The organism is Glutamicibacter sp. NPDC088483 (assembly GCF_044753145.1).
In the GTDB taxonomy this organism is placed as follows: Bacteria; Actinomycetota; Actinomycetes; order Actinomycetales; family Micrococcaceae; genus Glutamicibacter.
Genome location: NZ_JBIVMP010000007.1, coordinates 183,281 through 206,355 on the forward strand (window position 1 = coordinate 183,281; position 23,075 = coordinate 206,355).

Annotated in this window: 19 protein-coding genes; 6 read left to right on the forward strand and 13 right to left on the reverse strand. The window is 59.5% G+C overall.

Going from position 1 to position 23,075, the window contains the following annotated elements; genetic code table 11:
* Nucleotides 1-3: 3 nt before the first annotated feature.
* The 7 genes from ACIP6G_RS15605 to ACIP6G_RS15635 form a co-directional block, all read right to left on the reverse strand.
* Nucleotides 4-666: an alpha/beta family hydrolase gene (locus ACIP6G_RS15605; RefSeq protein ID WP_105658615.1), complete on the reverse strand. Its 663-nt coding sequence runs from the start codon at nucleotides 664-666 to the stop codon at nucleotides 4-6.
* Between the two features lie 53 nt (nucleotides 667-719).
* Complete coding sequence (locus ACIP6G_RS15610) at nucleotides 720-1,439, reverse strand: hypothetical protein (RefSeq protein ID WP_400291199.1); 720 nt, start codon at nucleotides 1,437-1,439, stop codon at nucleotides 720-722.
* 252 nt (nucleotides 1,440-1,691) lie between these two features.
* Nucleotides 1,692-2,108, reverse strand: coding sequence for a GNAT family N-acetyltransferase (locus tag ACIP6G_RS15615; protein ID WP_105658613.1), 417 nt, complete (start codon nucleotides 2,106-2,108; stop codon nucleotides 1,692-1,694).
* 9 nt (nucleotides 2,109-2,117) lie between these two features.
* On the reverse strand, nucleotides 2,118-2,705 hold the full coding sequence (locus ACIP6G_RS15620; RefSeq protein WP_146112328.1) for a hypothetical protein: 588 nt from the start codon (nucleotides 2,703-2,705) through the stop codon (nucleotides 2,118-2,120).
* Between the two features lie 4 nt (nucleotides 2,706-2,709).
* Complete coding sequence (locus ACIP6G_RS15625; RefSeq protein ID WP_365943036.1) at nucleotides 2,710-3,066, reverse strand: VOC family protein; 357 nt, start codon at nucleotides 3,064-3,066, stop codon at nucleotides 2,710-2,712.
* A gap of 150 nt (nucleotides 3,067-3,216) precedes the next feature.
* The gene (locus ACIP6G_RS15630; protein ID WP_105658610.1) at nucleotides 3,217-5,775 is read right to left on the reverse strand and encodes an ATP-dependent Clp protease ATP-binding subunit; all 2,559 of its coding nucleotides are present in this window, start codon (nucleotides 5,773-5,775) and stop codon (nucleotides 3,217-3,219) included.
* A gap of 129 nt (nucleotides 5,776-5,904) precedes the next feature.
* Nucleotides 5,905-6,579 carry a response regulator transcription factor gene (locus ACIP6G_RS15635; protein WP_105658609.1) on the reverse strand — a complete coding sequence of 225 codons (675 nt, stop codon included), beginning with the start codon at nucleotides 6,577-6,579 and terminating at the stop codon, nucleotides 5,905-5,907.
* Between the two features lie 313 nt (nucleotides 6,580-6,892).
* On the opposite strand from ACIP6G_RS15635, the gene ACIP6G_RS15640 reads away from it, so the two are divergent.
* The gene (locus tag ACIP6G_RS15640) at nucleotides 6,893-8,077 is read left to right on the forward strand and encodes a histidine kinase (protein ID WP_365943037.1); all 1,185 of its coding nucleotides are present in this window, start codon (nucleotides 6,893-6,895) and stop codon (nucleotides 8,075-8,077) included.
* Between the two features lie 627 nt (nucleotides 8,078-8,704).
* On the opposite strand, the gene ACIP6G_RS15645 is transcribed toward ACIP6G_RS15640, so the two are convergent.
* Nucleotides 8,705-9,910: a hypothetical protein gene (locus tag ACIP6G_RS15645; protein WP_365943038.1), complete on the reverse strand. Its 1,206-nt coding sequence runs from the start codon at nucleotides 9,908-9,910 to the stop codon at nucleotides 8,705-8,707.
* Between the two features lie 323 nt (nucleotides 9,911-10,233).
* On the opposite strand from ACIP6G_RS15645, the gene ACIP6G_RS15650 reads away from it, so the two are divergent.
* Nucleotides 10,234-11,511 carry an FAD-dependent oxidoreductase gene (locus tag ACIP6G_RS15650; protein ID WP_365943039.1) on the forward strand — a complete coding sequence of 426 codons (1,278 nt, stop codon included), beginning with the start codon at nucleotides 10,234-10,236 and terminating at the stop codon, nucleotides 11,509-11,511.
* 103 nt (nucleotides 11,512-11,614) lie between these two features.
* On the opposite strand, the gene ACIP6G_RS15655 is transcribed toward ACIP6G_RS15650, so the two are convergent.
* On the reverse strand, nucleotides 11,615-12,469 hold the full coding sequence (locus ACIP6G_RS15655) for an NAD-dependent epimerase/dehydratase family protein (RefSeq protein ID WP_365943040.1): 855 nt from the start codon (nucleotides 12,467-12,469) through the stop codon (nucleotides 11,615-11,617).
* A 76-nt stretch (nucleotides 12,470-12,545) separates the two neighbouring features.
* On the opposite strand from ACIP6G_RS15655, the gene ACIP6G_RS15660 reads away from it, so the two are divergent.
* The 4 genes from ACIP6G_RS15660 to ACIP6G_RS15675 all read left to right on the forward strand — a co-directional run bounded on the left by ACIP6G_RS15660 (nucleotide 12,546) and on the right by ACIP6G_RS15675 (nucleotide 16,907).
* Nucleotides 12,546-13,790: a hypothetical protein gene (locus ACIP6G_RS15660; protein WP_365943041.1), complete on the forward strand. Its 1,245-nt coding sequence runs from the start codon at nucleotides 12,546-12,548 to the stop codon at nucleotides 13,788-13,790.
* Nucleotides 13,791-13,873: 83 nt separating this feature from the next.
* Entirely contained in the window at nucleotides 13,874-14,290 is a 417-nt protein-coding gene (locus tag ACIP6G_RS15665; RefSeq protein ID WP_105658603.1) for a LexA family transcriptional regulator, read from the forward strand.
* Complete coding sequence (locus ACIP6G_RS15670; protein ID WP_105658602.1) at nucleotides 14,280-15,572, forward strand: Y-family DNA polymerase; 1,293 nt, start codon at nucleotides 14,280-14,282, stop codon at nucleotides 15,570-15,572. Before ACIP6G_RS15665 ends, ACIP6G_RS15670 begins: the two co-directional genes overlap by 11 nt.
* Nucleotides 15,573-15,641: 69 nt before the next feature.
* Entirely contained in the window at nucleotides 15,642-16,907 is a 1,266-nt protein-coding gene (locus ACIP6G_RS15675; RefSeq protein WP_365943042.1) for a glycoside hydrolase family 3 N-terminal domain-containing protein, read from the forward strand.
* Nucleotides 16,908-16,997: 90 nt separating this feature from the next.
* Here ACIP6G_RS15675 and ACIP6G_RS15680 read toward each other — a convergent pair whose 3' ends face one another.
* From ACIP6G_RS15680 to ACIP6G_RS15695, 4 genes are all read right to left on the reverse strand, one after another.
* On the reverse strand, nucleotides 16,998-20,069 hold the full coding sequence (locus ACIP6G_RS15680) for a S8 family serine peptidase (protein WP_332594864.1): 3,072 nt from the start codon (nucleotides 20,067-20,069) through the stop codon (nucleotides 16,998-17,000).
* 563 nt (nucleotides 20,070-20,632) lie between these two features.
* A complete protein-coding gene (locus ACIP6G_RS15685; RefSeq protein WP_105658599.1) occupies nucleotides 20,633-21,121 on the reverse strand; it encodes an FBP domain-containing protein in 489 nt (162 codons plus the stop codon).
* A gap of 362 nt (nucleotides 21,122-21,483) precedes the next feature.
* Entirely contained in the window at nucleotides 21,484-22,305 is an 822-nt protein-coding gene (locus ACIP6G_RS15690; protein ID WP_332487402.1) for a hydroxymethylpyrimidine/phosphomethylpyrimidine kinase, read from the reverse strand.
* A gap of 36 nt (nucleotides 22,306-22,341) precedes the next feature.
* Nucleotides 22,342-22,956 (reverse strand): hypothetical protein, encoded by a 615-nt coding sequence (locus tag ACIP6G_RS15695; protein ID WP_365943045.1) that lies wholly within the window; start codon nucleotides 22,954-22,956, stop codon nucleotides 22,342-22,344.
* Nucleotides 22,957-23,075: the final 119 nt, after the last annotated feature.

The following is a 23,075-nucleotide window of genomic DNA, read 5'->3' on the forward strand; positions in this document are numbered from 1 at the left end:
GGACTATGCGATGTGCTTGGAGATGAAGGCAAGAGCAGTTTCCGCCAGCCACGCGCCATCCTGGGCAACGGTGCGGCCGGAGCGGGCTACCTTGAAGGAATGGTTGCCACCTTCGAACCAGGAAAGTTCGCTGTGCTCGTTCAGCTTGCTGGCGACTTCTTCCATCTTTTCGGGGTTGGCAAAGGGATCGCGGGTGCCTTCGAGGAAAAGCATCGGCACCGCAATCGGGTAGAGATGCTCATCGCGTAGCTTCTCTTCCTTCTTAGGCGCGTGCAACGGGTACCCCAGGAAGATCAACCCTGCCGAGGGCATGCCCTCGGCAACTGACAGGGAAGCGATGCGCCCGCCAAAGGACTTTCCTGCCGTGAAGATTGGCAGGCCTTCAGCCAAGTGTTCTTCAACCCAACGGCGGACCTGGTGCCACACTGCGACCGCCGCTGGCGCTTTGTCGGGAAACTTCTTTCCAGCATCCATGTAGGGGAAATTAAAACGCAGGACGCTGGCACCCAGATTCGCAGCGGCTAGCGCAAAGCCGGCCATGAAGTCATGATCCTTTCCAGCACCTGAACCGTGTGCGAGCACGATGACGGCCTTCGCCGCCTTTGCTCGGTCCCAGAGCGCGCTGAGTTCCAGGTCTTCGTATGGAATGGAGAGTTCTTGGGTCATAGGTACCACCCTAGGGGCTGAGGGCCCATCAACTGATCATGAAAGGAAATGAACTACATTTCCCAGTCCTTGCGGAGTGCCGTATCGGTGTCATCGCCATTTCTGGCCAGTACCGTCAGCTTTTCAACTTTTTCGCCGGTTGCCGCACGCTCGTTGATCTTGAGCATCATATTTCCCGAGACGAAGATCGATGCGGGCATGTCGTATTCGCCGTCGATCCATGGACCGTCTGCGAGGGTGACGACGAGTTCGCCAAGCGCAGGCGACTCGACTTTCTCAACGTAGGCGTTGGGGTCAGCGGGCAGGCATGTGCGGTAGATTTCCAGCTCAGTGATTTCAGCGCCGCATAGGGATTTGTAGGTATCGTTCATGGCGGACAGCCACTGCATGTACTTTTCCGAGGCCCAGGCTTTGCGGTCCTCGGGATCGGCACCAGTACGAGCCCGGGTGAAAGTTCCTGAGTTATTGCCGTCTTCAGTAGCGAAGGTGACAGATTCCAATTCCGGCGAGGCCTCGCCTACGCTTTCGAACATGATTCGGCCCATCATGCGCAGCTCATCCTCGTTGGTTTCGTAGCTTTCCCGCATCTGGGTTCCAAACTTCATGCTGTTATCCAAGAAGATATTGATGGCACCAGGTGCTGGAGATTCCCAAGAAGTCATTAGGTTGTAGGGATACAAGAAGCCTTTGGTGGACTTGATGCCAGAGTTTTCTTTCCACATCTCAATTTTGGAATCTGCCCAGGCCTGTCCCGAATTGGCGTTGGCGTCCAACTCCGCGGGTCCAGGCTCGGGGGCGGTTTCACCGGGTTCACCGGTTTCGGCCGCGGGCTGTGCCGCCGGAGTGGAGCCAGCGACGGAAGCCGCCCTCGAATCGGCTGGCGCTGCTTGTTCGGGAGCTGCATTGCACCCTGCTAGAAGCAAAGCCAACGATGACAGGGCAATGACCGAACGGGTGCGCAAGAATAACTCCTCATTATCGATGAATGGTCAGTCTATACAGGCCAGGCAGCGAAGGGAGAGCTGTTACGAGAATTTGGCAAAGGTCCGGATCGCACCGGGACGGAAATCCGACGCTTCCGTGAGCCCCATGGATTCGTAGAAGGCACGTTGCCCGGGTTCATCATCGGTGATCAGGACCAGCTGACGGACATGCTCATATTTCACTAGTACGGCAGAGAACAAAGCACGGCCTACGCCGGTGCGATGCGTAGATGGACGCACCAGGATGTCCTGGACGTAGCAGATGGTGGCATTATCCGAGACCACGCGCACAAGGCCGATTAACTGGTGGTCTACGTCGTAGGCGTAGATTACGCATGCTGAATTCTTCAGGCCTTCGAATAGTACGTCTGGGTTGTCTGTATAGGCGCTCCAGCCCACCGCGTTGTAGAGCGAGAGTATTTGTTCCTCGGAAGGCACCTTAGTGGTGGAGAGTTCCATCGAGTCCTTTTACTGTTGCGGGGAAACCGAAAGGATCTCCGCGTTGCCCAGCAACGGATGCTTCACCAGTTCTGTTTCCAATGTGTGGATGATGGCTTGGGCGGAGTCGCCGTTGTAAACGAACACCGGGCCATCATGCCGGTAGTAGACATCCTCATGCCATCCGATTTCGCCGTCACCCAATGCATGCTGCAGGGCCCTGACTGTTGGCTCCAGATCCGATTCCGATTCGGCCCCAAGCCTGGTTCGAAGCAAAACGTACTCGCTGCCGCCTACTTCGGTGCGTTGTCCATCAATAATCAGCCAGGAACCATGCCCCAGTCCTCCATCGATGAGCGAAGAGAGCAATTCGGAAAACAGCTTCTTCGGTTCGGGGGTGGCCACTTCAAGGTTAATGTCGCTGGAGATCGGCTCCTCGGCCGCGTCCAATGTGGTCTTGGCGCTGATGATGGTTCCGGAAGACTTGTATTTGGGCAACAATGTATCGAGCAGGCCCGCCTCATGATCTTTGCGCAGGCGTTCGGTCATCGGCTGGGCAAAATGGATCTGCACCCGGTGGGTCGAAGCCTCCGATGATTTCCTGGCGAACAGCGACATGTCCTCAGTCCTCGTGTGGGTCGGAAATGCAAAAGACGATTCCGTAAGGATCGCGCATAATGGTCCAGCCAAAAGTGGGATCTTCGGTGTGGTCCTCAACGCGTGTTGCGCCAGCGGCTATGCAACGGGCGACTTCCTGCTCGCGGCTCGTGCTTGCTTCCAAGTCGAGATGAACCCGGTTCTTGCCGGCAGTGATCTCATCAACTTTTTGGAACCCCAACCTCGCGCTGAAGCCAGGGACGCTGATCATGGTGAACCCCGGGTACTGGCCCAGATATTTCCCGCCCAGAACAGCCCTCCACCAAGCCGAGGCAGCTTTCTCGTCAAGGGCATCAAGGGTGATCATTCCAATGTTCGCCATGCAGTCAAAGGTACCGGGAGTCTTCCTGCTTAGCTAGAGGTTGACTGCATTTCTGCAGCTGACTAGCGCACTTTCTAAGTGAAGAAAAGGGGCTTGCTTGGCCGGGACGGAAGTCCCGAGCAGGCAAGCCCCTTTATGGGCTATGCCGGCCTAGCTATCGAAGTAGTTTGGCGCGTGCTCGTTGTGAGCAGGTGGAGTCGGCATCTCGACTTTCTTCTGCACCTTCAGCATGCCAGCGGCATAGTCCACCGAAACGGTGTCACCAGCGGCAAGCGAATCACTGATCAGCAGGTCGGCAATGGCATCCTGTACCTTGCGCTGTACCAGCCGGCGCAGCGGGCGAGCGCCGAACTCGGGGTCGTAGCCTTCGTTTGCCAGCCACTGCACGGCAGCGTCGCTCACCTCCAGCTTCAGCTCCTGGTCCACCAAGCGAGCTTCGGTCTCGGCGATGACCAGCTTGACGATCTGGCCAATCTCGGACTGCGAGAGCTTGGAGAACAGCAGTACCTCGTCCAGCCGGTTCAGGAACTCTGGGCGCATGAACTCGCGTACCTTGCCCATGACCTTGGCCCGGATTTCTCCAGCCTCGCTGGTGGCATTGGCGGAGGTGAAACCGAAGTTTCCGGCCTTGTTGGCCAAGTACTCGCCGCCCAGGTTGCTGGTCATCAGGATCAGCGTGTTGGAGAAATCGACAGTGCGCCCGGCTGAGTCGGTCAACCGGCCGTCATCGAGTACCTGCAGCAGCACGTTGAACACGTCCGGGTGGGCCTTCTCGATTTCATCGAGCAGCACGACCGAGTACGGGTTGCGGCGGATCTTCTCGGTCAGCTGGCCGGGCTCGTCATGGCCGATGTACCCCGGAGGTGCGCCAATCAGGCGCGCCACGGTGTGCTTCTCACCGTATTCGCTCATATCGACGCGAACCAGCGATTCGGCCGAACCGAAGAGGTTTGCAGCCAGGGCCTTGGCCAGTTCGGTCTTTCCGACGCCGGTGGGACCCAGGAAAAGGAACGAGCCGATGGGGCGACCTGCTGGCGACATTCCGGTACGGTTGCGACGCACGGCGCGTGCCACAGCGGCAACGGCATCGTGCTGGCCGATGACCGAAGCATGCAGGGAATCTTCCAGCGAAGCCAAGCGTGCCTTGTCATCTCCCGAGATGCGCGAGGTGGGGATGCCGGTGGATCGGGAGATCACTTCCGAAATCTGCTTCTCATCCACTACCCGGGTGACCCCTGCATCGCCGGCCTCCTCAGCAGCCTTGATGCGCGCGGTCATTTCCACGATGTGGTCACGCCATGCGCCAGCTTCTTCGAATCGTTCCTCGCCGATAGCGCGTGACTTCTCACGCTCGGCGTCTACCAATTCGGCACGCAGGGACTGCACATCCTCGGCATCTCCAGCAGCGATGGACCGCCGGGCACCGGCGATATCGATCAAGTCGATGGCCTTGTCAGGAAGCTGGCGGTCGTTCAAGTAGCGGGCAGAGAGCGTCACCGCGGCCTTGAGCGCTTCGGGGGTGTACTGCACCTGGTGGTGATCCTCGTAGGATTCGCGCAGGCCGTCCAAAATGGCCAGCGCCGTTTCCTCCGACGGCTCGGCGACAGTAACCTTGCCGAAGCGCCGAGCCAGCGCGCTGTCCTTCTCCACCTTGCGGAACTCATCGAGCGTAGTGGCGCCGATCATGTGCAGCTCGCCACGCGCCAAACGCGGCTTGAGGATATTTGCGGCGTCCATATTGCCGGACTCGCCAGAGCCTGCACCGACCAGCAGATGCATCTCATCGATGAATATCAGCACCTGCCCTTCGGCTGCGGCTACCTCGTCGAGCAGGCCGGTGAGCCGCTGCTCGAAATCTCCGCGGTAGCGGGTTCCGGCGAGCATGCCCGGAAGATCAATGGAGATCAGGGCTGCATTGCGCAGTTGGGCTGGTACCTGGTCATCGATGATGGCGCGGGCCAGTCCTTCGGCAATGGCGGTCTTGCCCACGCCTGCCTCGCCAATCAGCACAGGGTTGTTCTTGGTGCGACGGGCCAGGATTTCAATAACCTGATCCAGTTCCTCCTTGCGTCCGATCACCGGATCAATCTGGCCGTCGGAGGCCAGCAGGGTCAGATCGGTTCCGTAGCGTTCGAGCATGGACACGTCGGACTCGGAATCGGACTGGTTCTGGGCATCGTTTTGGCCACGCTGGGCCTGCTCCATGGCGGCTTGCTGCAAAGACTGGCCGGTGATGCCGTGCTGCGCCAGGAGCTGGCTGACCGGAGATTCCGGGTTGAAAACGAAGGCCAGGAAAAGATGATCAGGGTCGATGTAGGTCGAACCGTAGTTACGAGCAACCTGATAGGCGTCAAAGAGGCTGCGCTGAGCTGCCGACGATAGGTGGGATGGCTTCTCGCCCTTCTCCTGGGACTTGGGCATGCGCGCGATGGCATCTGCACTCAAAGCCTCGATGTCGATACCCATGGCGGTCAGGTGCTCGCCGACTGGTTCGGTGCGCAGCAGAGCCATCAGGAGGTGCAGGGAATCAATCTCGTCGTGGCCATGCTCCTGGGAAATCGCTGCCGCGGTGGCTACCGCTTCGTGGGTGCGGGCGGAAAGCAGGCGCGTGAGGTCGATGGGACGTGCTGCCTGAGCACGTGAAGACAGGAATCGAGAGAGGAATTCCTCAAACGAGCCATCTGACGGTGCGCCGAAAAATGCTGGCAAGTGAGCCTCCTAATAGAAACTTGAGCGGTCTATGCTCATGTTCAACGCATATGGCGCGCAGATATTCCCGAACCAGCCGGGCAAGGTGTCAAAGAGGTTGACTTCACACTAATAGCTGGAAAGCAGGCGCTAGTCTTTGGGGATTTCGATAAGGCCCATACGCGCGGCCGCAACCAGAGCCTGGACCCGATCGCGAACATTCAGCTTAACGAAAATCTTCGCCATATGGGTTTTAACCGTAGTTTCGGAAATAGTCAGAGTTCTTGAAATCTCGGTATTGTTTAGCCCGCGTGCGAGCAGTTTTAGAATCTCGAATTCCCGATTGGTAATTCCCAAGTCATAGGCCAGTTCTTGAATGTCTTGGGAATTATCCCGGTAAGCTTCGCGAACCGCAGAAACTAGATCAGAAGAAACCGACGGGGAAATGGCTGCAGTTCCTTGGTGAACGGCATGGATCGCATGAATAATTTCATCTGGTTCAGAGTCTTTTACCAAGTATCCGCTGGCCCCAGCGGTCAGTACCGGAACCAGGTAGTCGTCAGAAGAAAAGGCGGTAATGGCAAGCACGGAGGGGCTGTCTTCGGCAGATTTGATTGCTTTAGTAGCGCTAACCCCGTCCATTATCGGCATCTGCAAATCCATGAGCACAACGTCCACTTGATTGCCGCTGCAATACTCGACGGCGGCCTGTCCATTTTCAACAGAATTAACCGTTACAATTCCGGGGTCTGTTGCTAGGATTGTGCCCAACGCATGCCGAATTAGAGGTTCATCATCGACAATAAGGACCTTTATTTGTTCCATCTGATTCCTCTGATTCGATGCGGGTGGCCTCATGTTGGCCTGTTCACCTGAAAGTATATAAGTTGATCTGATGTGGAGTTTGTTATGAAGGGTTTGAAAATGCTGGCCGTAGCAGCATTAGTTCTGGCACCATTGACCGCCGTGGCAGCTCCTGCATCTGCCGCGAGCTCTCCAGTCTCCAGCAGTGGCAACGTTGCTACTCCTGCTGGCTTTGGCTCAGCCTTCTCGGAGTGGTTCTGCAAACGCTACGGCGTCGCCTGCCCATAACGCGGTTTATTTGACTTGATCATCTGAGCCGGGAATTATTCGGCATATGACTGGACGACTAAAGGACACCCTGACCAAGCTCTTCGCTGGTCGGGGTGTCATTGTTTGGACTGGTATTGCGGTTCTGATCGCGGTTTCCAGTAGTGAGTTCGTGACTCTGCTGGAAGACGGATTTAGTGGTTCGTCGGATATTTCGGTTCGAGGCGCGTTGCTCGGCGTAGGACTGTGCGCAATTCTTGCGCTTGGTCTTCGCTGGGTTGCCGTATCCGTCGGATTGTTTGTGGCAGTTGCCTATTTCTTCCTCACGGACGGCGCCTTGTTCTTCTGGACTGTCGTTTCATTCATGATTTTTTCGGCGCTGGCAGCTACGGCCAGTGCCATGAGCGTTAGGGCCTTATTCCTAACCTTGTCCGCAGCGTGGATGGTGCAGTTCGGCATCCAGTCCGGGCAAGACGCGGTTCTGCTTGTCGGGATTGCCCCGTTGACGGCGATGGCGTTCTTCTTAACGAGGAATATTTACTTGCTGCGCGAGAAGAACGAGCTCGCTCTTCGGCAAATGCATACGGTCAAAGAGCAGACTCGTCTTGCTGTCGACCGGGAGCGAAAGAACATTGCCCGGGATCTGCACGATATTGTCGCGCATGACATCACGGTCGTGGCCATGCAGTCGAAGGCCGCGAAGTTCGCAAACGATGGTCAGAAGGCCCTCGAAGCTCTGGATGTCATCGCCAAACTGAGTACTGAGACTTTGCACGATTTACGCCTGATGCTCAATGTCCTGAGGGCTGATGGGACCATGGCAGATCCCTCGTCCCAGGGCATTGATAAGCCGGCCGCTACTACTGTTTACGCGCTTCAGGGTGCAGAACTTTTCGTTCAGAGGCTAAAAGAGGCAAATTTCGAGGTGAGCTCCACCACTGACGAGAAAATTTCCGAATTACCCCGTTCTGCACAGACTGCGATTTATCGGGTCATGCAAGAAGGTACAACAAATGTGATAAAGCACGGTGCCTTGGGCGGGAAGTGCACCTTCGAACTCACGGTCCAAGGGGCAGAGGGCATCCTGGAAATTACTAATCAGATGGGGAATTTCGACAAGAAGGCGAGTGGGTTGCCCGAAGGCGGGACAGGCCTGATTGGCATGGGTGACAGGATGCGTGCATTTGGTGGAAAGTTTGCAACCAGTTCCGAAAACGGTGTTTGGGCACTGCGCGCAAGCATCCCGTTCTGACCCCTACCCTCCTACTAAAGTATGATTTCGGATTTTCGCAGGACGCGATAAGTTAGACATGTATCGGTGAAGACCGATCACCGGGAAGGTACTTGGTGGTGTTTTGCGAGTGGCATCACTAAGGATCCGAGGGTGATTAAAAGGTACGTTGCATTGCGTAAACGGACTGATCTTTCATCGGCGCTGTGCCCCCATCGCACGCCGTTGTCTGTCAGTAATGCAACGTACCTTTTATAACTTAAACCCAGCCCGTGTTTCTGCGTTCTGCCTCACACCTCAGGTCGGAATGGGCCTGCGTGGCGGGGTGTTGCGCCTATGGAGAGCATTTCCTGTCTGGGAAGCGAGAGCGCATGAGTACCCAGACAGATACGGTTGTTTGGCAACAATAAGGCCTGGCCGTGGAGCCTAAGGGCGGCTTTGATAGCAAGACGGCAGATGCTGCGATCAACGCAGAAGCAACCGCAGATTCTTTGGCCGTGAAGGCCGGCGAACCAAGCGGGGCCCATGGTTCGATCGCCTGCCGTGGCACGACGCCGAGCTGGCCACGCGCATCGGCTAGTCGATGAATCAACGGCAAAGGGTGCGAGAACTCGAATTAGTTCTCGCACCCTTTGCCGTTGCTGGTGGTTAAGCCTCGGAAGCCTCTGCCTCTTGGGTGTCTTTCAAAACATGATCAGAAACCTTGGCCAGCGCTCGTTCCAGTGAAGAGCGCAAGACCACAGGAATCGTGATCTCGTCATTAATCTCGACAAGGCCTTCGCGTTCAAAGACGCGCAGCAGGGACTCGACCTGGGGGACAACCTCCTCAAGGCTGGCAATCAGGTGATGCTGCTCGGCGGGAAGGTCATCTTCGGTCGGAACTTGCAACGCGAACTCGGCACGTGGCGGTGTCGATGATGCGGCATTGCTCAACACGCCGGCCACCATCTCGGCGATCTGCGCCTTGCCCGGCTGCTCCAAGGTGTTGATCAGGATGTGCGAGTAGAGAACCTCTGCAATCAGCTCCTTGACCAAGCGGGCGCCTTGTCCGCTGGATGCCAGCAGCGCATCGCTGAGCGACTCGGTTGGGGTTGCGTTCGGTTCCTGGTAGCGCAGCATGGCCGTGCCGATCAGGGCGTCCCAGTATGCCGATAGGCGTGGAATGTCGGCTAGCGAAGAAACGGCAGTGCCGTCTTCCGGCTCCCACTGGGCATCCTCTGGAACGCCGGCGGATTCATCGACCTTGACGAACAGGCCCAGCGCGCTGGCCGCATCCTGCAGCGTATCGCCGGTGAGTACGCCAGCTGGGGTGGTCGGCTTGCCTTCGCCAACCCAGTTGATCAACTCGCGAGCCGCAAAAACGAAGGGCATCGCTTCGAGGCTGCCGTTGGCCTCATCATCTTCGAGATAGGGTGCCACGATGGGTGAATCGCCAGCCATGCGGGAGAGGAATTCGAAAGTCTGCTTGAAGTCATCCACGCTTCCGCCGAAATTAGCGGTCGTGCCCAGGAAAGTCAGGTAATGCTTGAGGATCGCAGCGCTGGCTTCCGAAACTTCCTTGCCCAGCGACGTCAAGTGGCCCAGCTGTTCACCCAGAATCGTCGGATCCAGGGTTTTGACGTCAACGCTCTGGCGCAACTGGGCATGCACGGTCAGCAGGGTAGTGAGCCCTTCGAGCGCTGCGCGGGTCTCGCTGGCTGCCTGGCCCTCTTCGTGGAAGTGGCGGAAGAGCGAGGACTTGAATGGCTGAAGAGCTTGGCGCACTTCGGATTCAAAAGGCACGCTGCTGGCGCCGGAACGGCGGGCTGGATGACCCTGGGCAGGCTTCTTCTTGGCTGGTTTACGTGAGGCCATGAGTGTGGTGCAGTTCCTTAGAAATGGCTGATCGGCGGGATTGGTAATTCGCTTCTCTCCAGTCTACGCAGGACGCGCTGGAGGCGAAGTTCCCGATGGGCGATAGTGATGCAGCCTCTGGGGAAAGTGCCCGTACGGGAGGAAGTACTTGTTGAAAGTTCGGAATAGGCAATCATTTACCGCAAGAAACACGAACCTCCTGCCGGTGTGGTGGCGCTCACCGTCGAATCGTCAGGACGCGTTGATTTTCCCTGGGGATCGCGCGACAGTGAAGACATGCGGGCTCGTGTGGAGAGGCCGTCGAAATGCTAGGAGAGTGGATCATGGCTGGAGTAGGCGTGCCAGATCATGTCGTTGTTGTAGGCGCTGGCTTTGTTGGCCTGTCGACCGCTTGGTACCTGCAGGAAGCTGGCATTAAGGTTACCGTCGTGGATCGCGGCGGCGTCGCGTCCGGTTCCTCTTGGGGTAACGCCGGCTGGTTGACCCCGGCTCTGACCCTGCCCATCGCGGAGCCTGCAATTTTCAAGAACGGCCTGAAGATGATGCTCGACCCGGCATCCCCGCTGTACATTCCGCTGAAGGCCGATGCCAAGTTGCTCCGCTTCCTGATCGGTTTTGCCTGGCACTCGACCCCGAAGAAGTGGGAAGAAGCCATGCGGGTCTACTCGGAAATCGGCGCAACCGGTTTGGATGCCTTCGACGAAATCGCGCAGGCGACTTCGGCAGGGCCGGGCGTGCAGGAGCCGACCAAGCCGGCAAATCCATTCTTGACCGGATTCACCTCGCTCAGCGACCGCGATGCGCTGCTGCATGAATTCGAGATGATCGAGAAGACCGGCGGCGAAGTTGATTACGAATTGCTCACCGGCGACGAGTTGCGCGGCATCGAGCCGACCCTGTCCAATAAGGTCGCTGCGGGCGTAGCCATCAAGAACCAGCGCTACATCAACCCGCCGAAGTTCATGGATTCACTGGCCGAATCCGTCATCGCCCGCGGCGGCGACATCATCGGAGCCTTCAACGTCACCGATGTGCGCGACAATGGCGGCTCGGTCACCGTCATCGGTTCCGAAGGCCGTTCAATCACCACGGATCACGTGGTGCTGGCTACCGGTGCTTGGATGACCGACATGGCCAGCAAGTTCGGTGTGAACGTTGTGGTTCAGGCAGGCCGCGGCTACTCGTTCACCGTGGAGCCGGAGCACATGCCAACGCACCCGATCTACTTCCCGACCCAGCGCGTTGCCTGCACCCCGCTGGGCGATCGCTTCCGCATCGCCGGCACCATGGAATTCCGCGACGCCAACCACAAGCTGGAGCCGAAGCGCATTGAGGCCATCGTTGCCGCTGCGACCCCGGTCTACCAGGGGATTAACTGGGAGAACCGCAAAGAAGAATGGGTGGGTGGACGCCCATGCACCGCGGACGGCATGCCACTCATTGGCCAGACCGGATCCTCGCGCGTGTCGGTTGGCGGCGGCCACGGCATGTGGGGCGTTGCGCTGGGACCGCTGACTGGCAAGATCCTGGCTGCCCAGATTGCTGGCCAGCAGGTTCCAGGCATCGCCCGGCACTTCAACCCCTTGCGCAAGGGGTTCTAAGCGTTTCGGTCTACACCCGGAACGAAATAAAACAACCGGCTTGCGGTGCATCATGGCGATGCGCTGCAAGCCGGTTTTCCTTTAAGGCTGTCTTTTACGCGCTTTAGGCATGGCGGGTTGATGTCCCGGCAAGGATCGCGCGGTAGCCTTCGGTAAATCCCGGATACTGCAGTTCAAGCCCGCTGGCTAGCAGCTTGGAATTATCGAGCCGGCGGTCGGCAGCACGTCGTGCCGGGGCTTGTCCTGCCTCTTCCGGCGCAGGCAAATGAAGTTCCTTGGCCAAAAATTGGTAGACCTCGCCTAGCTGGGCTGGGGTGCTGTCACTGGCCAGGTAGAGGCCAGCGGCTTGCTCTCCCAGCGCCGCAACGTGAACGATGGCCGCGGCCAGGTCATCGCGGTGGATGCGGTTGGTCCAATGCGAGCCCGCGGGAATCTGTGCGGTTCCGGCGGTGACGTGATCGATGAGCCGGGTGCGGCCCGGGCCGTAGATTCCCGACGCCCGCAGGATTGTTACCGGCAGGCCGCTGCCGGCGAGCGCTGCCTCGGTGTGCGCAAGGACCTGCGCGGTGGGGCTAGCTGGGGCAAGCGGTGCTGATTCGTCGACGAGTTCTCCGTTGGCGCCGCCCATCACTGCGGTGGAGGAGATGTAGATAAGCCGGCGAAGATTGGGGCATTGGGCTGCCAGCCGTGAAGCCAGTTCTTTGGCGACCCGCAGATAGCCGCGCGTGTAGCCATCGGCATCGCGGGTGGCTGGCACGGGAGTGAGCACGACGATTTCGGTCTGCGGATCGATGCTTGGCCACTGGGCGGCATCGAGCAGGTCTACGCTGTGGCCGGTAAATCCTGCGGGCAGCTTCTGGCTGTTGCGCCGCCAGCCGGTGACGCGATGGCCCTCCTGCTGGAGCCGCAGTCCTGCCTCGGTGGCGACATCTCCGCAGCTGACCAGTAATACTTTCACGAGACTCCTTTGGCGCGATATGTCCTCGGAGGCGAATCCCCCTACCCATAGACTAGAACCTTTAGGCCAGCGTGGCATGCGCGCGGAGGAAGGGGGCCAGGTGCAGTCTTCGGCGCGTTGTGTCCTGTTCTGCGTGGTTGCATTGCTCTCCATGCTCGGCGAGGGCATGGCGGTCTTTGCCTTGACCCTGGAATCCGCGGATCAGTTGGGGTCCTGGGGCGTAACCGCGTTGTTCCTCGCCGGCTTGGTTCCGCCGATCCTTGCCGCCCCGGCTATAGGGCGTTGGGTGGACGGGGCAGGCCTTTTCAGGGTGTGGATCCTGAACCTGTGCGTGCATGTGGCGATTTTCGCGGTGATGGCCATTGCCTCCAATATCTTCGCGAGCCTCGCCTTGATGCCTGTGGCCAGTATTTGCGCGGTGGTTAACGGAGCGGTCATTTTCAAGATCGTTCCGCGCATCCGCGGAGGCTTCAGCATTGCTCGTGCCAGCAGCTTCCTTGTCGTAGCGACGTCCCTGGCGGGAATCATCGCGCCGGCGATAGCTTCGCTCGTCTTCGCGAAATCGGGGATCGGCGCGGTGCTTTGGTACGCGGCGGCAGGATTCCTGGCACTGGCCCTGGCGGCCATCTTCCTGTCCCGCTCGCAAGCCGCCAACGGGACAGGAACAGACGCAGCGAACGAGCCGGATCAGGGTGGACCGGTATCGCCCGGTGGAGCTGCATTGACGCGCAATCCACAATTGCGGATCTTGCTGCTGCCGGTGGCGGCGATCGTGCTGTTTACCGCAGCAGAAGGCGTTTCGGGGGTGTTCTACCTGCGCGGGATCACCGATAACGACACTGGATATGCGGTATTGCTCGGTGCCTGGTCCGTGGGCGCAGTGTTCGGTTCCCTGCTGGGAGGCAATCGCCGCTTCGGTACCCGAAGCGCCTTGCCGATTCTGCTCGGTGGAGGGCTGGTGGGCGCCGCGATCCTCACGGAAGGGCTCTGGTCCAACGCGGCTGGCCTGGCCTTGGTGTTCCTTGCTGGCGGGCTGGGCAATGGACTGCACAATACTGGAGTGCGAACAGCCATTTACGAATACGTGCCGGAATCCCGCCATGGTGCTGCTTGGGCGCAGCTGCGGATGCTCATCAACATCATGGTCGCATTGGGCTATCTCATCGGCACCCCGGGATTGCTGATTGGCCCGGCCAGGGCAATCATCGTGATCTCCGGTGCCGCGACGCTGCTGGTTATCGTTGTATCCGCCGCGCTGTACAGCTGGAAAGCGCAGGCCAGGGTCCATGGGAGGACCTCTGCTACGGAGTCCCGGGGGTAGCGCGCTCGCCGGAAACATGAAGGTTGCTGGATAACGCGCTACAATTCAAGTATTCGAATATTTGTACTAGAAAGTGGTGGGGTGTGGCTGAAGAACAGGAGCTGATGCCTCCGGGAGCAACCCAAGGGCCGGTCCAAGCGGTATCCGCGATGGGTTTCCCCTCGCCAGCACGCGATTATTTTGACGGTGGACTGGACCTGAACCGGTTGCTGGTCCGTGATCGTGTCTCCACCTTCATCATGCGCGTCTCGGGCCACGCCATGCGGTCAGCTGGCATCTTCGACGGCGATGAAGTGATCGTGGACCGATCGCTGGCCGTGCGCCACGGCTCTGTGGTCATCGTCAACCTCAACGGGCAGATGCTGGTGCGCCGCTGGCAGATTGACGGCCACGAGGTTGGGCTGCTCAGCGATGAATCGCCCCTGCCCGTGGTACTGGCCGAAGGCGATGAGGTCAGTGTCTTCGGCGTCATTACCAGGTGCCTGCATCATGTCCGCTGACCACGTATCCCTGGTGGACGTCAACAATTTCTACGTCTCCTGCGAGCGGGCCTTCGACTATTCGCTGCGCAATCGTCCCGTGGTGGTGCTGTCGAACAATGACGGCTGCGTGGTGGCCCGTTCCCAGGAAGCCAAGGATCTGGGCATTCCTACTGGAGAACCCTTCTTCAAGGTCCAACGCTATATGGACTCCCACAACCTTGCGGTGCGGTCGAGCAACTATGAACTGTACGGGGATATTTCTGCCCGTGTCATGGAATTGCTCGGACGCTTCGGGACCTGGCACGAGGTGTATTCCATCGATGAATCTTTCGTCGGCCTGGAAGGCAACCTGGAACAGGTGCGCAGCACCGCGGCCCAGATCCGTGCCGCCATTGACAAGACTATTGGGGTGCCAGTCTGCGTGGGTGTCTCATCCACCAAGACCCTGGCGAAGCTGTCCAACCATATTGCCAAGCACAATCCGGGACTGGGCGGAGTCTGCGTCCAGCAGCTCATGGATCCCGAGGTCCTGGGCAGTATCCTGAACCGGGTTCCAGTCACCGATGTCTGGGGTGTGGGCCGCAAAACCGGTGCCAAGCTGGCAGCCATGGGCATTGAATCCATCGCGGACCTGCAAGCAGCTGACCCATTGGCGATCCGCAAGAAGTTTTCTGTCGTCTTGCAGCGCACGGTCTTCGAACTCAACGGGCAACGTTGCATTGGTCCGGTGGAGGAACGCGCGGATCGCGGCCAGGTCATGTTCACCCGTTCCTTCTCCACGCCGGTGCGCACCTATGAAGCGATGGAAGAAGTCATGTCCATCTATGCGCAGAAGGCTGCCGGCCGCTTGGCGCGCGAAGGCCTGTACGCTTCATTGCTTACCGTCACCGCGGGCACCAGCCGCTTCGCCCGGGGAGAAGCCTCATTCCCCAGTGCCCAGGTGCGCCTGCCGCGTCCGACGCGGGATCCCATCGTGCTCAGCAAGCTGGCAATTGCCGCCATGCGGGATCTGATGAAACCGGGAATGGACTATGTTCGCGGGGGAGTGATCCTCTCCGGGCTCAGCGATTCTCCGGGCGAGCCACAGCTGGACCTCTTTGGCCAGAGTCCCGATCCGGCTGCCGAGGAACAAGAGAACGTCTCTTCGGTAGTCCAGGATATCTCCCTTCGATTCGGTGCCAAATCCATTGGCCTGGGGCATGCCGGGATGGCTAAAATCCCTGAATGGTCAATGAAACGAGAGCATATTTCGCAGCGCTACACCACCGACTGGGATGAACTGCTGGTGGTGCGTGCCTAGCGTTCTGCCAACGGCAAAAGGTTCTCGGCTCTTCGGCAACTTCGCAGTTTACGGTGGAAGGATGATCTCATGACTACCCGTGCCAAGCAGCTCATGTCAGTCGGAATCCTGATGACGGTGATGCTCGCTAGCTGCAGTGCGCCGAATGCCCAAGAAGCAGCTTCGAGCACGTCCGAGGGCAGCTCCAGCAGCCCGAGCAGTACGAGGACTCCTGCGCAGCAGGCAACTCCCAGCCCGTCCGGCAACTCCGGGGCAGAAGAAAGCCCATCGCCTAGCCGCAGCCAGGAACCCTCGCTGCGCCAGCAAGCAGAAGCGCTAGCCGGCGAGCTGAGCGCCAGCGAACAGGCAGCGAGCCTCGTGATGGCCGGTGTCCCGGCAACAGGAGCAACCGCTGCGGAAATTTCTGCGATGAAGAAGCAGGGAATTTCCAATGTCTTCCTGCGTGGCCGTTCGCAACTGCCGGTGAAGCAGACCGCCGCCCAGGTCCAGGAAATTACCCAGGGCTTGGAGTCCGGCATTCCCGGGCAATTGCCGGTCTGGGTGGCCACCGATCAGGAAGGGGGCTTTGTCCGGGTGCTCCAGGGCCCCGGTTTCACCGAACTGCCGACTGCGTTGACGCAGGGAGGGTGGCCTGTATCGAAGCTGGAGCGTGAAGTGGGCGCCGCCGGGAAAGAACTGGCTGAAGCCGGCATCAACGTGAATCTGGCTCCGGTGGCGGACGTTGTTCCGGCCAGTATCGGCACCGGCAACGCACCCATCGGCTACTTTGGCCGCGAATACGCGCATGACGCCTCGGGGGTCTCCAAGGCCATTTCGACGGTGAACGAAGCGCTGCGCTCCGAAGGCGTGCAACCGGTAGTCAAGCACTTCCCCGGATTGGGCCGGGTCGCTGGGAACACCGATACCAGTACCAAAGTGACCGATACGAAGATCGATGCGGACTCCAGCGATCTGCAGCCATTCGAGCAGGCTATCGAGCAGGGCAAGTCCTGGGTCATGGTCTCCAACGCCCGCTACTCCCGGCTCGATGGAAAGAATGATGCACCGTTCTCTTCGAAGATCATCACCGGATTGCTGCGTGAGCAAATGGGGTATGGGGGAATCGTGATTTCCGATGATCTCTGTGAAGCCAAGCAGGTCGGCTACCTGCCGGTGGGCGAGCGCGCAGTGAAGTTCGTGGCCGCCGGCGGAACTGTTCCGCTATGCGTAAAATCGGCTCCGGCCATCACCATGGCGAAGGCCCTGGCAGCCGAGGCCAAGGCCGATGGGAAATTCGCGGCCCAGGTAAGAGAAGCCGCAGTACTGGTTCTCGAAGAGAAGCTGCGCATGCAATAAGCTGCACAGCTGGATCTTAAAGGTGTAGGCCCGGGGCTCTTCCTTACTCGCTAGGAAGTGCCCCGGGCCTGCTCTTGGGAGGTGGAAGGCCTACTTCTTGCCCTTCTTCTTTCCGTCAGTTACTTCCAGAACCTGTGCACGGTCATCGTTGCCGTTGTGCAGGTGAAGCAACAGTGCCTTCGATGCCTTGGTGCTGTCTGCAACGGTCACCGGGATCTGGGTCCCGGACAGATCGGTGAACAAGGTGCCTTCTGCACCGAAATCAACCTGTGGCGCTGCCACGTTGAAGTCGATCCAGTCGGTCTGGTCAACCGGGATCATCGAGCCGTTCTCATCGGTGTTGTACCAGGAGTAGCCCAGCACACGGTAGGAGATCTCCGACGAATCCTCATCGAGCCCCAGGGCTGACAGGGAGATCGGGAAGACCGCTGCATTGGTGTCGAAGGTGTTGGTATCGACATCGCCGAGCATGCCGTTCACTGGCTGCAGGTCAACTTGCTCGCCGGTGGCGAGGTTGAAGGTTGCTGCCAGGTCAAGGTCAACTTCGTCGAATGCGGCGTTGAAGGTAACGAAGTCGGCTTCGCCGTCGCCATTGGTATCGATCTCGACATCCAGCTCGGTGCCGCCAGCCAGGTGGGCCCAGTTGGCCCAGGTGGAGATGCCGACATTCAGCAGGCCGTCAGCCACACCGGTGCGGGCAGCGGTGCTCGATGCGCCAACGTGCTGCAGGTCCACGGAACGGGCTGCCGGGATGCTGTCCAGCGAATCGTCGCCGCGTTCACTCGAAGCACCCAGTTCGAAGGCGCCGAGCAGGGAGGTGACCGAAGTAGCGCCCTCGCCAGCAGTGATGTCCTTGCCCTTCAGGCTCAGGGTGGTGGTATCCGCGCCCTTCTTCAGCTTCTTGAGCTTGCCCTCCATGTCAGCAGCCAGCTTGGGAGCTGCCTGGACTGGAATGCGCAGGGTCGGAGCATTGCTGGCAGTCAGCTCGACGCGACCGCTGGCATCGGCAACCCAGGCACGAGCCAGACCGGACTGGCTGGTAGCCATGGTTGGATCGATGGTCTTGGCCCACTGCTGCGGGTCAACGCTCAGGGTGACGTTCAGCTTGGCGCTGCCGCCGGCCGGCACGGTGACACTGCTGCGATCCAAGGTGAAGCTTGCGCCTGGGATCTCGGTAGCGGCCACGTAGTTGGCGTCGTAGCTCTGCGCCTTGCCGCTGGTGTTCTCAATGGTGATTTCGCGCTGCGCGCTGAACGGCTTCTTGCCTCCCAGCTCGATAACGCCGAAGACCACGCTGGTCAGATCCGCTGCCTCGGAATCGTAGGCGAAAGCAGGGCTCTGGAGTGCTGCATCGGCCATCACGCGACCGGAACCAACACGGTTCGGACCGTAGGCTTCGCCATTGGCGGCCTTGATGTCGGTGGCCGCGGTGTTCATGATGATGCTCTTGGCTTCATATGGGGTGTAGTCGCTGTCTTCCAGAACCAGCGCGGCGATACCGGCAACCAATGGAGTGGCCATCGAGGTACCGGTCATCACGGCGGTGCCGGTACCGGTGCCCACGCCAACCGAGCCGATCTGGGTACCTGGGGCAGCCACATCCGGCTTGACCACGCCGTTGGAACCGTGGACGCCACGCGATGAAGAGGAATTCAGCGTGTCTGCAACGCCGGACTCGCTGGAGGAACCGCCAACGAATTCGGGGGACAGGGTAACCTGCAGCGTGCCAGCTTCAGCTGCTGGGCGCAGCTTGTTCGACTCGTCCAAGGTGAACTGCGCACCCGGGATGGTCGCGTTGCCGGCGATGCCTGCATCGAACAAGTTGCTTTCTGCATCCAAGAGGACACCGGTGGCACCGGCGGCTTCAGCGTTGTTGAAGCGGGCGCCGGAACCGCAAGGGAACTCGCCGTTCTCGCTCCACTGCAGCCAAACCCACTTGCCTTCCAGTGAACCTTCTTCGAATGCGTCGCAACCGAATGCGTTATCGGCCGGAGCCATCACTGCTTCTCCGGACAAGGCGGCCGGATCAGCATTGGTGTAGTTGAAGTTCGCCGAGTACTGGCCCGAGGCCGAACCGGCGACATTGTCGGGACCATCGACCTGGATCTTGTCCAGGGTGACGTGCGAGCCAACGGAGTTGGCTACGGTCAGCGAGGAACGCGAGTTGCCCGGCGAACCGCCCACGTCGGTGACATCGCCGGCATTGCCGGAAGCGACAACCGAGAGGATGCCGGCTGCGCTCAGGGCGTCGACAATGTCATTTTCAGGGTCGTTGGCCGGGGAATGATCCGAACCAAGGGACATGTTGACCACGTCGGCGCGGTCCGAGAAGTCGCCGTCGCCGTTCGGATCAAGTACGTAGTCCAGTGCTTGGCCAACCACGGAGGAGGAGCCGCCGCAACCGAAGACGCGGATGCCGATGAGCTGTGCGTCAGGGGCCGAGCCCGGGCCGACCTTCATCTGCGCCAGCGCGTCGGCGTCCAGCGAGGAATAGTCCCCGGTGAAGGTCGAGCCATCGGCGTTGACGCCATAGCCTGCGGTGGTTCCGGCAACGTGGGAGCCGTGTCCGGCAGCTTGGCAGTCAAGCGGGTTAGGGTCCGGATGCGGAATTGGCTGGTAGGTGGGATCGTCGGAGTCGGCGTTGTAGTCATCGCCAACCAAGTCCCAACCGCCAATGAACTTGTTGGTGTCGATCAGGCCCGAATCTGCACCGGGCAGCTCATCGGAGGCCTGGGCTTCCTTGTAGCCTTCCAAGGTGCCCGGGCCGCCGAAGCTGGCATGGGTGTAGTCCACGCCGGTATCCAGTACAGCCACCTTGACGCCGTCACCGGTCTTGTCCAGGGACTTCCACGATTCCAGGGCGCCGGTGTCAACGACCGAGCTGCGGTTGGAGGGCTTCTTGGGAACGATGGAGCTGATCTTGGCAACGTCGCTACGCTGTGCAAGCTTGCGCAGATCAGCGGCATCACCGGTCAGTGCGACACCCTGCAGTGCGTTGTGCGTGGTGTAGATGACCTTCGAGTTGGCCTCGGCTGCCAGCTGCTTGCCCTTGGCCTTGACCTCCTTGCCGATCTTCTTGACCTTGGCAGTGTCCTTCTTCTTGCCGGACTTCTTCACCGTCTCGAAGGCGCCATCACCCTGGAACTGAACGAAAACAGACACTTCACCAGTTGATTTGGCAAGAGGTCCAGAGACTTTCAGGTTGGACAGCGCTGATGAACTGGTGATTGGCAGGGACGCGGCATTTTCGCCGTCGCCTGGTTGGGGGATTCCTGCTGCGCTTGCCGGTCCTGACAAGGTAACAGCCAGTGCAAGCGCAGTGGCTGATCCCAAAATCAGGCGCGGCACTCTCTGCGTGCGGCGAGTGACCATGATTCTCCTAGCTGGGCTGGATAGCGGTGCTGCTCCCGTCATGGGCGGGCGACATAAAAGCGGTGCGAGCCTTGATGATCGTCCGGGGTAAACGTCCGCTAGTGCGTATACCCATAGCTGGAATCTTAGGTGACGTAGCTCATATATCAAGGGGTTATTGAATAGTAACCTTTGGCTGGATATTGTGCTGGCTTGGGAATTTCACAATAAAATCCGCGAACCACTGCGACAAACCCGCCCAGCACGGCCTGATGGGCCCGTCCATTTTTGAGAAAATTTGGACGCTTTGTTACTCATCAGTTCACTACTTGCTGGGCGGGCGGCGCCGGAATCGGCTTGAAGGCTGCGGTTGCCTAGAGGCGGTTCAGGAAGCTATGCACGCGCTCGTCGAGCAGCTGGATGCGCTCGGCAACGACAACCATTGGGTCCGGGTAGATCGGATTCTTCGGAGGCGGGATCCGCACATTGCGGGAGCACTCGAAGTTCAGGCAGATCAATGTCCCCAAGGTATTGCCGTCACGTCCAGCCTGGCCAGCGCGCTTGGTCGTCCACATGCCTACCGCGCAAGGGATGTTCACATCGCGGCACATCTCGCACATCGTGGCGTTGGTCGGCTTGCGGCCACCGTCGGTGGGGCGCAAGAGGATGCCGCGGGTCTGCCCCGCTTCGTCGGTGTGGAGCAGGTAGCCGCGCTGCATCATTTTCGGGTCGCGCCAACCCAGGTACTCCAGCGAATCCCACTCGAGGGAGGCAAAGTTTTCGGGAAGGGTCAATTTCTTCGCTTCTTGGCGGCTGGCGTTGATGAAGGAAGAACGGATGGTTTTTTCGGTCAATGGCTGCATGGGAAATCCTCAAATAGTCCGCACGCGCTTCATGGGCGCGCGGAATCACGAATCGTCAAGGTATTGAGGTCTGCAAGGGAACGAAAAATTGGGGGCACTGGAACATTGCCTAAGGCAGAAGCCTTAAGCGGAAAATGTGTTGCCAACCCCGTTCGATACGCAGACGAACGGGCAGAGCGTCAAAGTGGCTTGCATAGCCGACCGCTCCTTCCTGTGGTTCTCCACGCATTGATTCTGAGCACTTCCGGAATAACCATAACAAGTGCGGTTGGCTTAGGCCAATGACTGGGATCACGGTTAAAGCAGTTTGCTGGCCACCGCCGTGAACGGCAGTGGCCAGCAAACACTCCAGCAGCCAGGGCCTAGCGGCGGCCGCCCTGCCAGAGTGCGTCAAACGGGGTGTTGCCAGAAACGCGGTTGCGGATGCCTTCGGTGACAAACGCCTTGGCTGTGCGGGCTGCCTCCAGCGGGGTAGCGCCCTTGGCCAGCTCTGCAGTTACGGCTGCGGCCAGCGAGCAGCCCGCGCCGGAGACCGCAACTTCGCCGATCTTCTTCTCGCGCAAGACCTCGAGGGTCGTGCCATCGTAGAAAACGTCCACGGCGTCTTCGCCAGCGATGCGGACTCCACCCTTGGCCAGGACCGCCGCGCCGGAGACCTCGTGGATCTTCTTGGCGGCTTCGATCAGATCATCTTCGGTGGTGATCTTGATTCCCGAGAGCTGTTCAGCCTCGAAGTGGTTCGGGGTGACGAACGTAGCCAAGGGCAGCAAGGCAGCCTTGAGGGCTTCGTCGGTGTCCAGTGCGTGGCCTGGTTCCTGGCCCTTGCAAATCAGCACCGGGTCCAGCAGTACGTTGTCCCACTGCTGGGAATTCAACGCGGTGGCAACGGTGTTGATCGTTGCTGGCGAGCCCATCATGCCCAGCTTGACCGTGCTGAGCTTGTCCTCGTAGCAGGCCTGGATGGCTTCGAGCTGATCGGCAATTACCTGCTGGTCAACGGGAACGAAGCGGTGGTTCCAGGAGTCCTTGGGATCGAAGGAGACGATGCAGGTCAAAGCCACGATGCCGAAGGTTCCCAGTTCCTGGAAGGTCTTCAAATCGGCCTGGGCGCCTGCGCCGCCAGTGGCTTCGGAACCAGCGATGGTCAGGGTCATGGCTGGAGAGGCAGTGTTTGTATTAGTCATAGTCTCAATTGCGGGTAGTGCGGGTAGGGAATGGGATTAGCTGTGCTGCCAGAAGCTGAGCGTGGTCGCTTTGGACCAGCCTTCGGGAAGCTGCTGGGCGTGTTCTGCGGTGGCTACCAGCAGCAGCCAGGGCAGCCCGTGGCCGAAAGCTGCGCCTGCAAAGTTAGCCAGTACCGCGCGGCGAGCCGCATCGGGATCAGCGGGGGAGAAAAGGTCCGGGTCGGTAAGCAGGCCGTAGTTTTCGCCGTAGCGCATGCGTCCTCGGGCGACCGGACGGTCGAAGTCAGTCACCTCAACGACGTCATAGTTATCCATTGGAGCCTCGAAAAGCCCGGACGTATCGGCGAGCTTGACCACCTGCTCGACGTCGTCGGGCTTGCCGGCCAGCAGATGCATGGTCGTGCTTTGCTGCCAACCCGAAGTGGCGAGTTCTGCAGCGGTGCTGTCGTTGGGAGTGCCCAAGAGGATCAAGCGCTGCGCGTCCTTTGGCGCGGACCAGGAAGCATCAGGCCAGTAGCGGAGGATTTCCACGTCTTCGCCGTCTTGATTCACCGAACGAATCTCGTGCTGGTTCGGGAAGGAAGCAATGCGATCACGCAGCGTGGCGTAGTCGTGGGTCCAGCTTGGCAGTGCTCGTGCCATTGCGCTCATAGTGCTGCGTTCTCCTTTGGTTCGCTAGGGATCACCTATCGGCATGTTTGACTTTACGCCTTAAGACGCGGTGATACGGAACTCTGTGTCAGGGTGTTTGCCGACGCGCGCAATCCGCG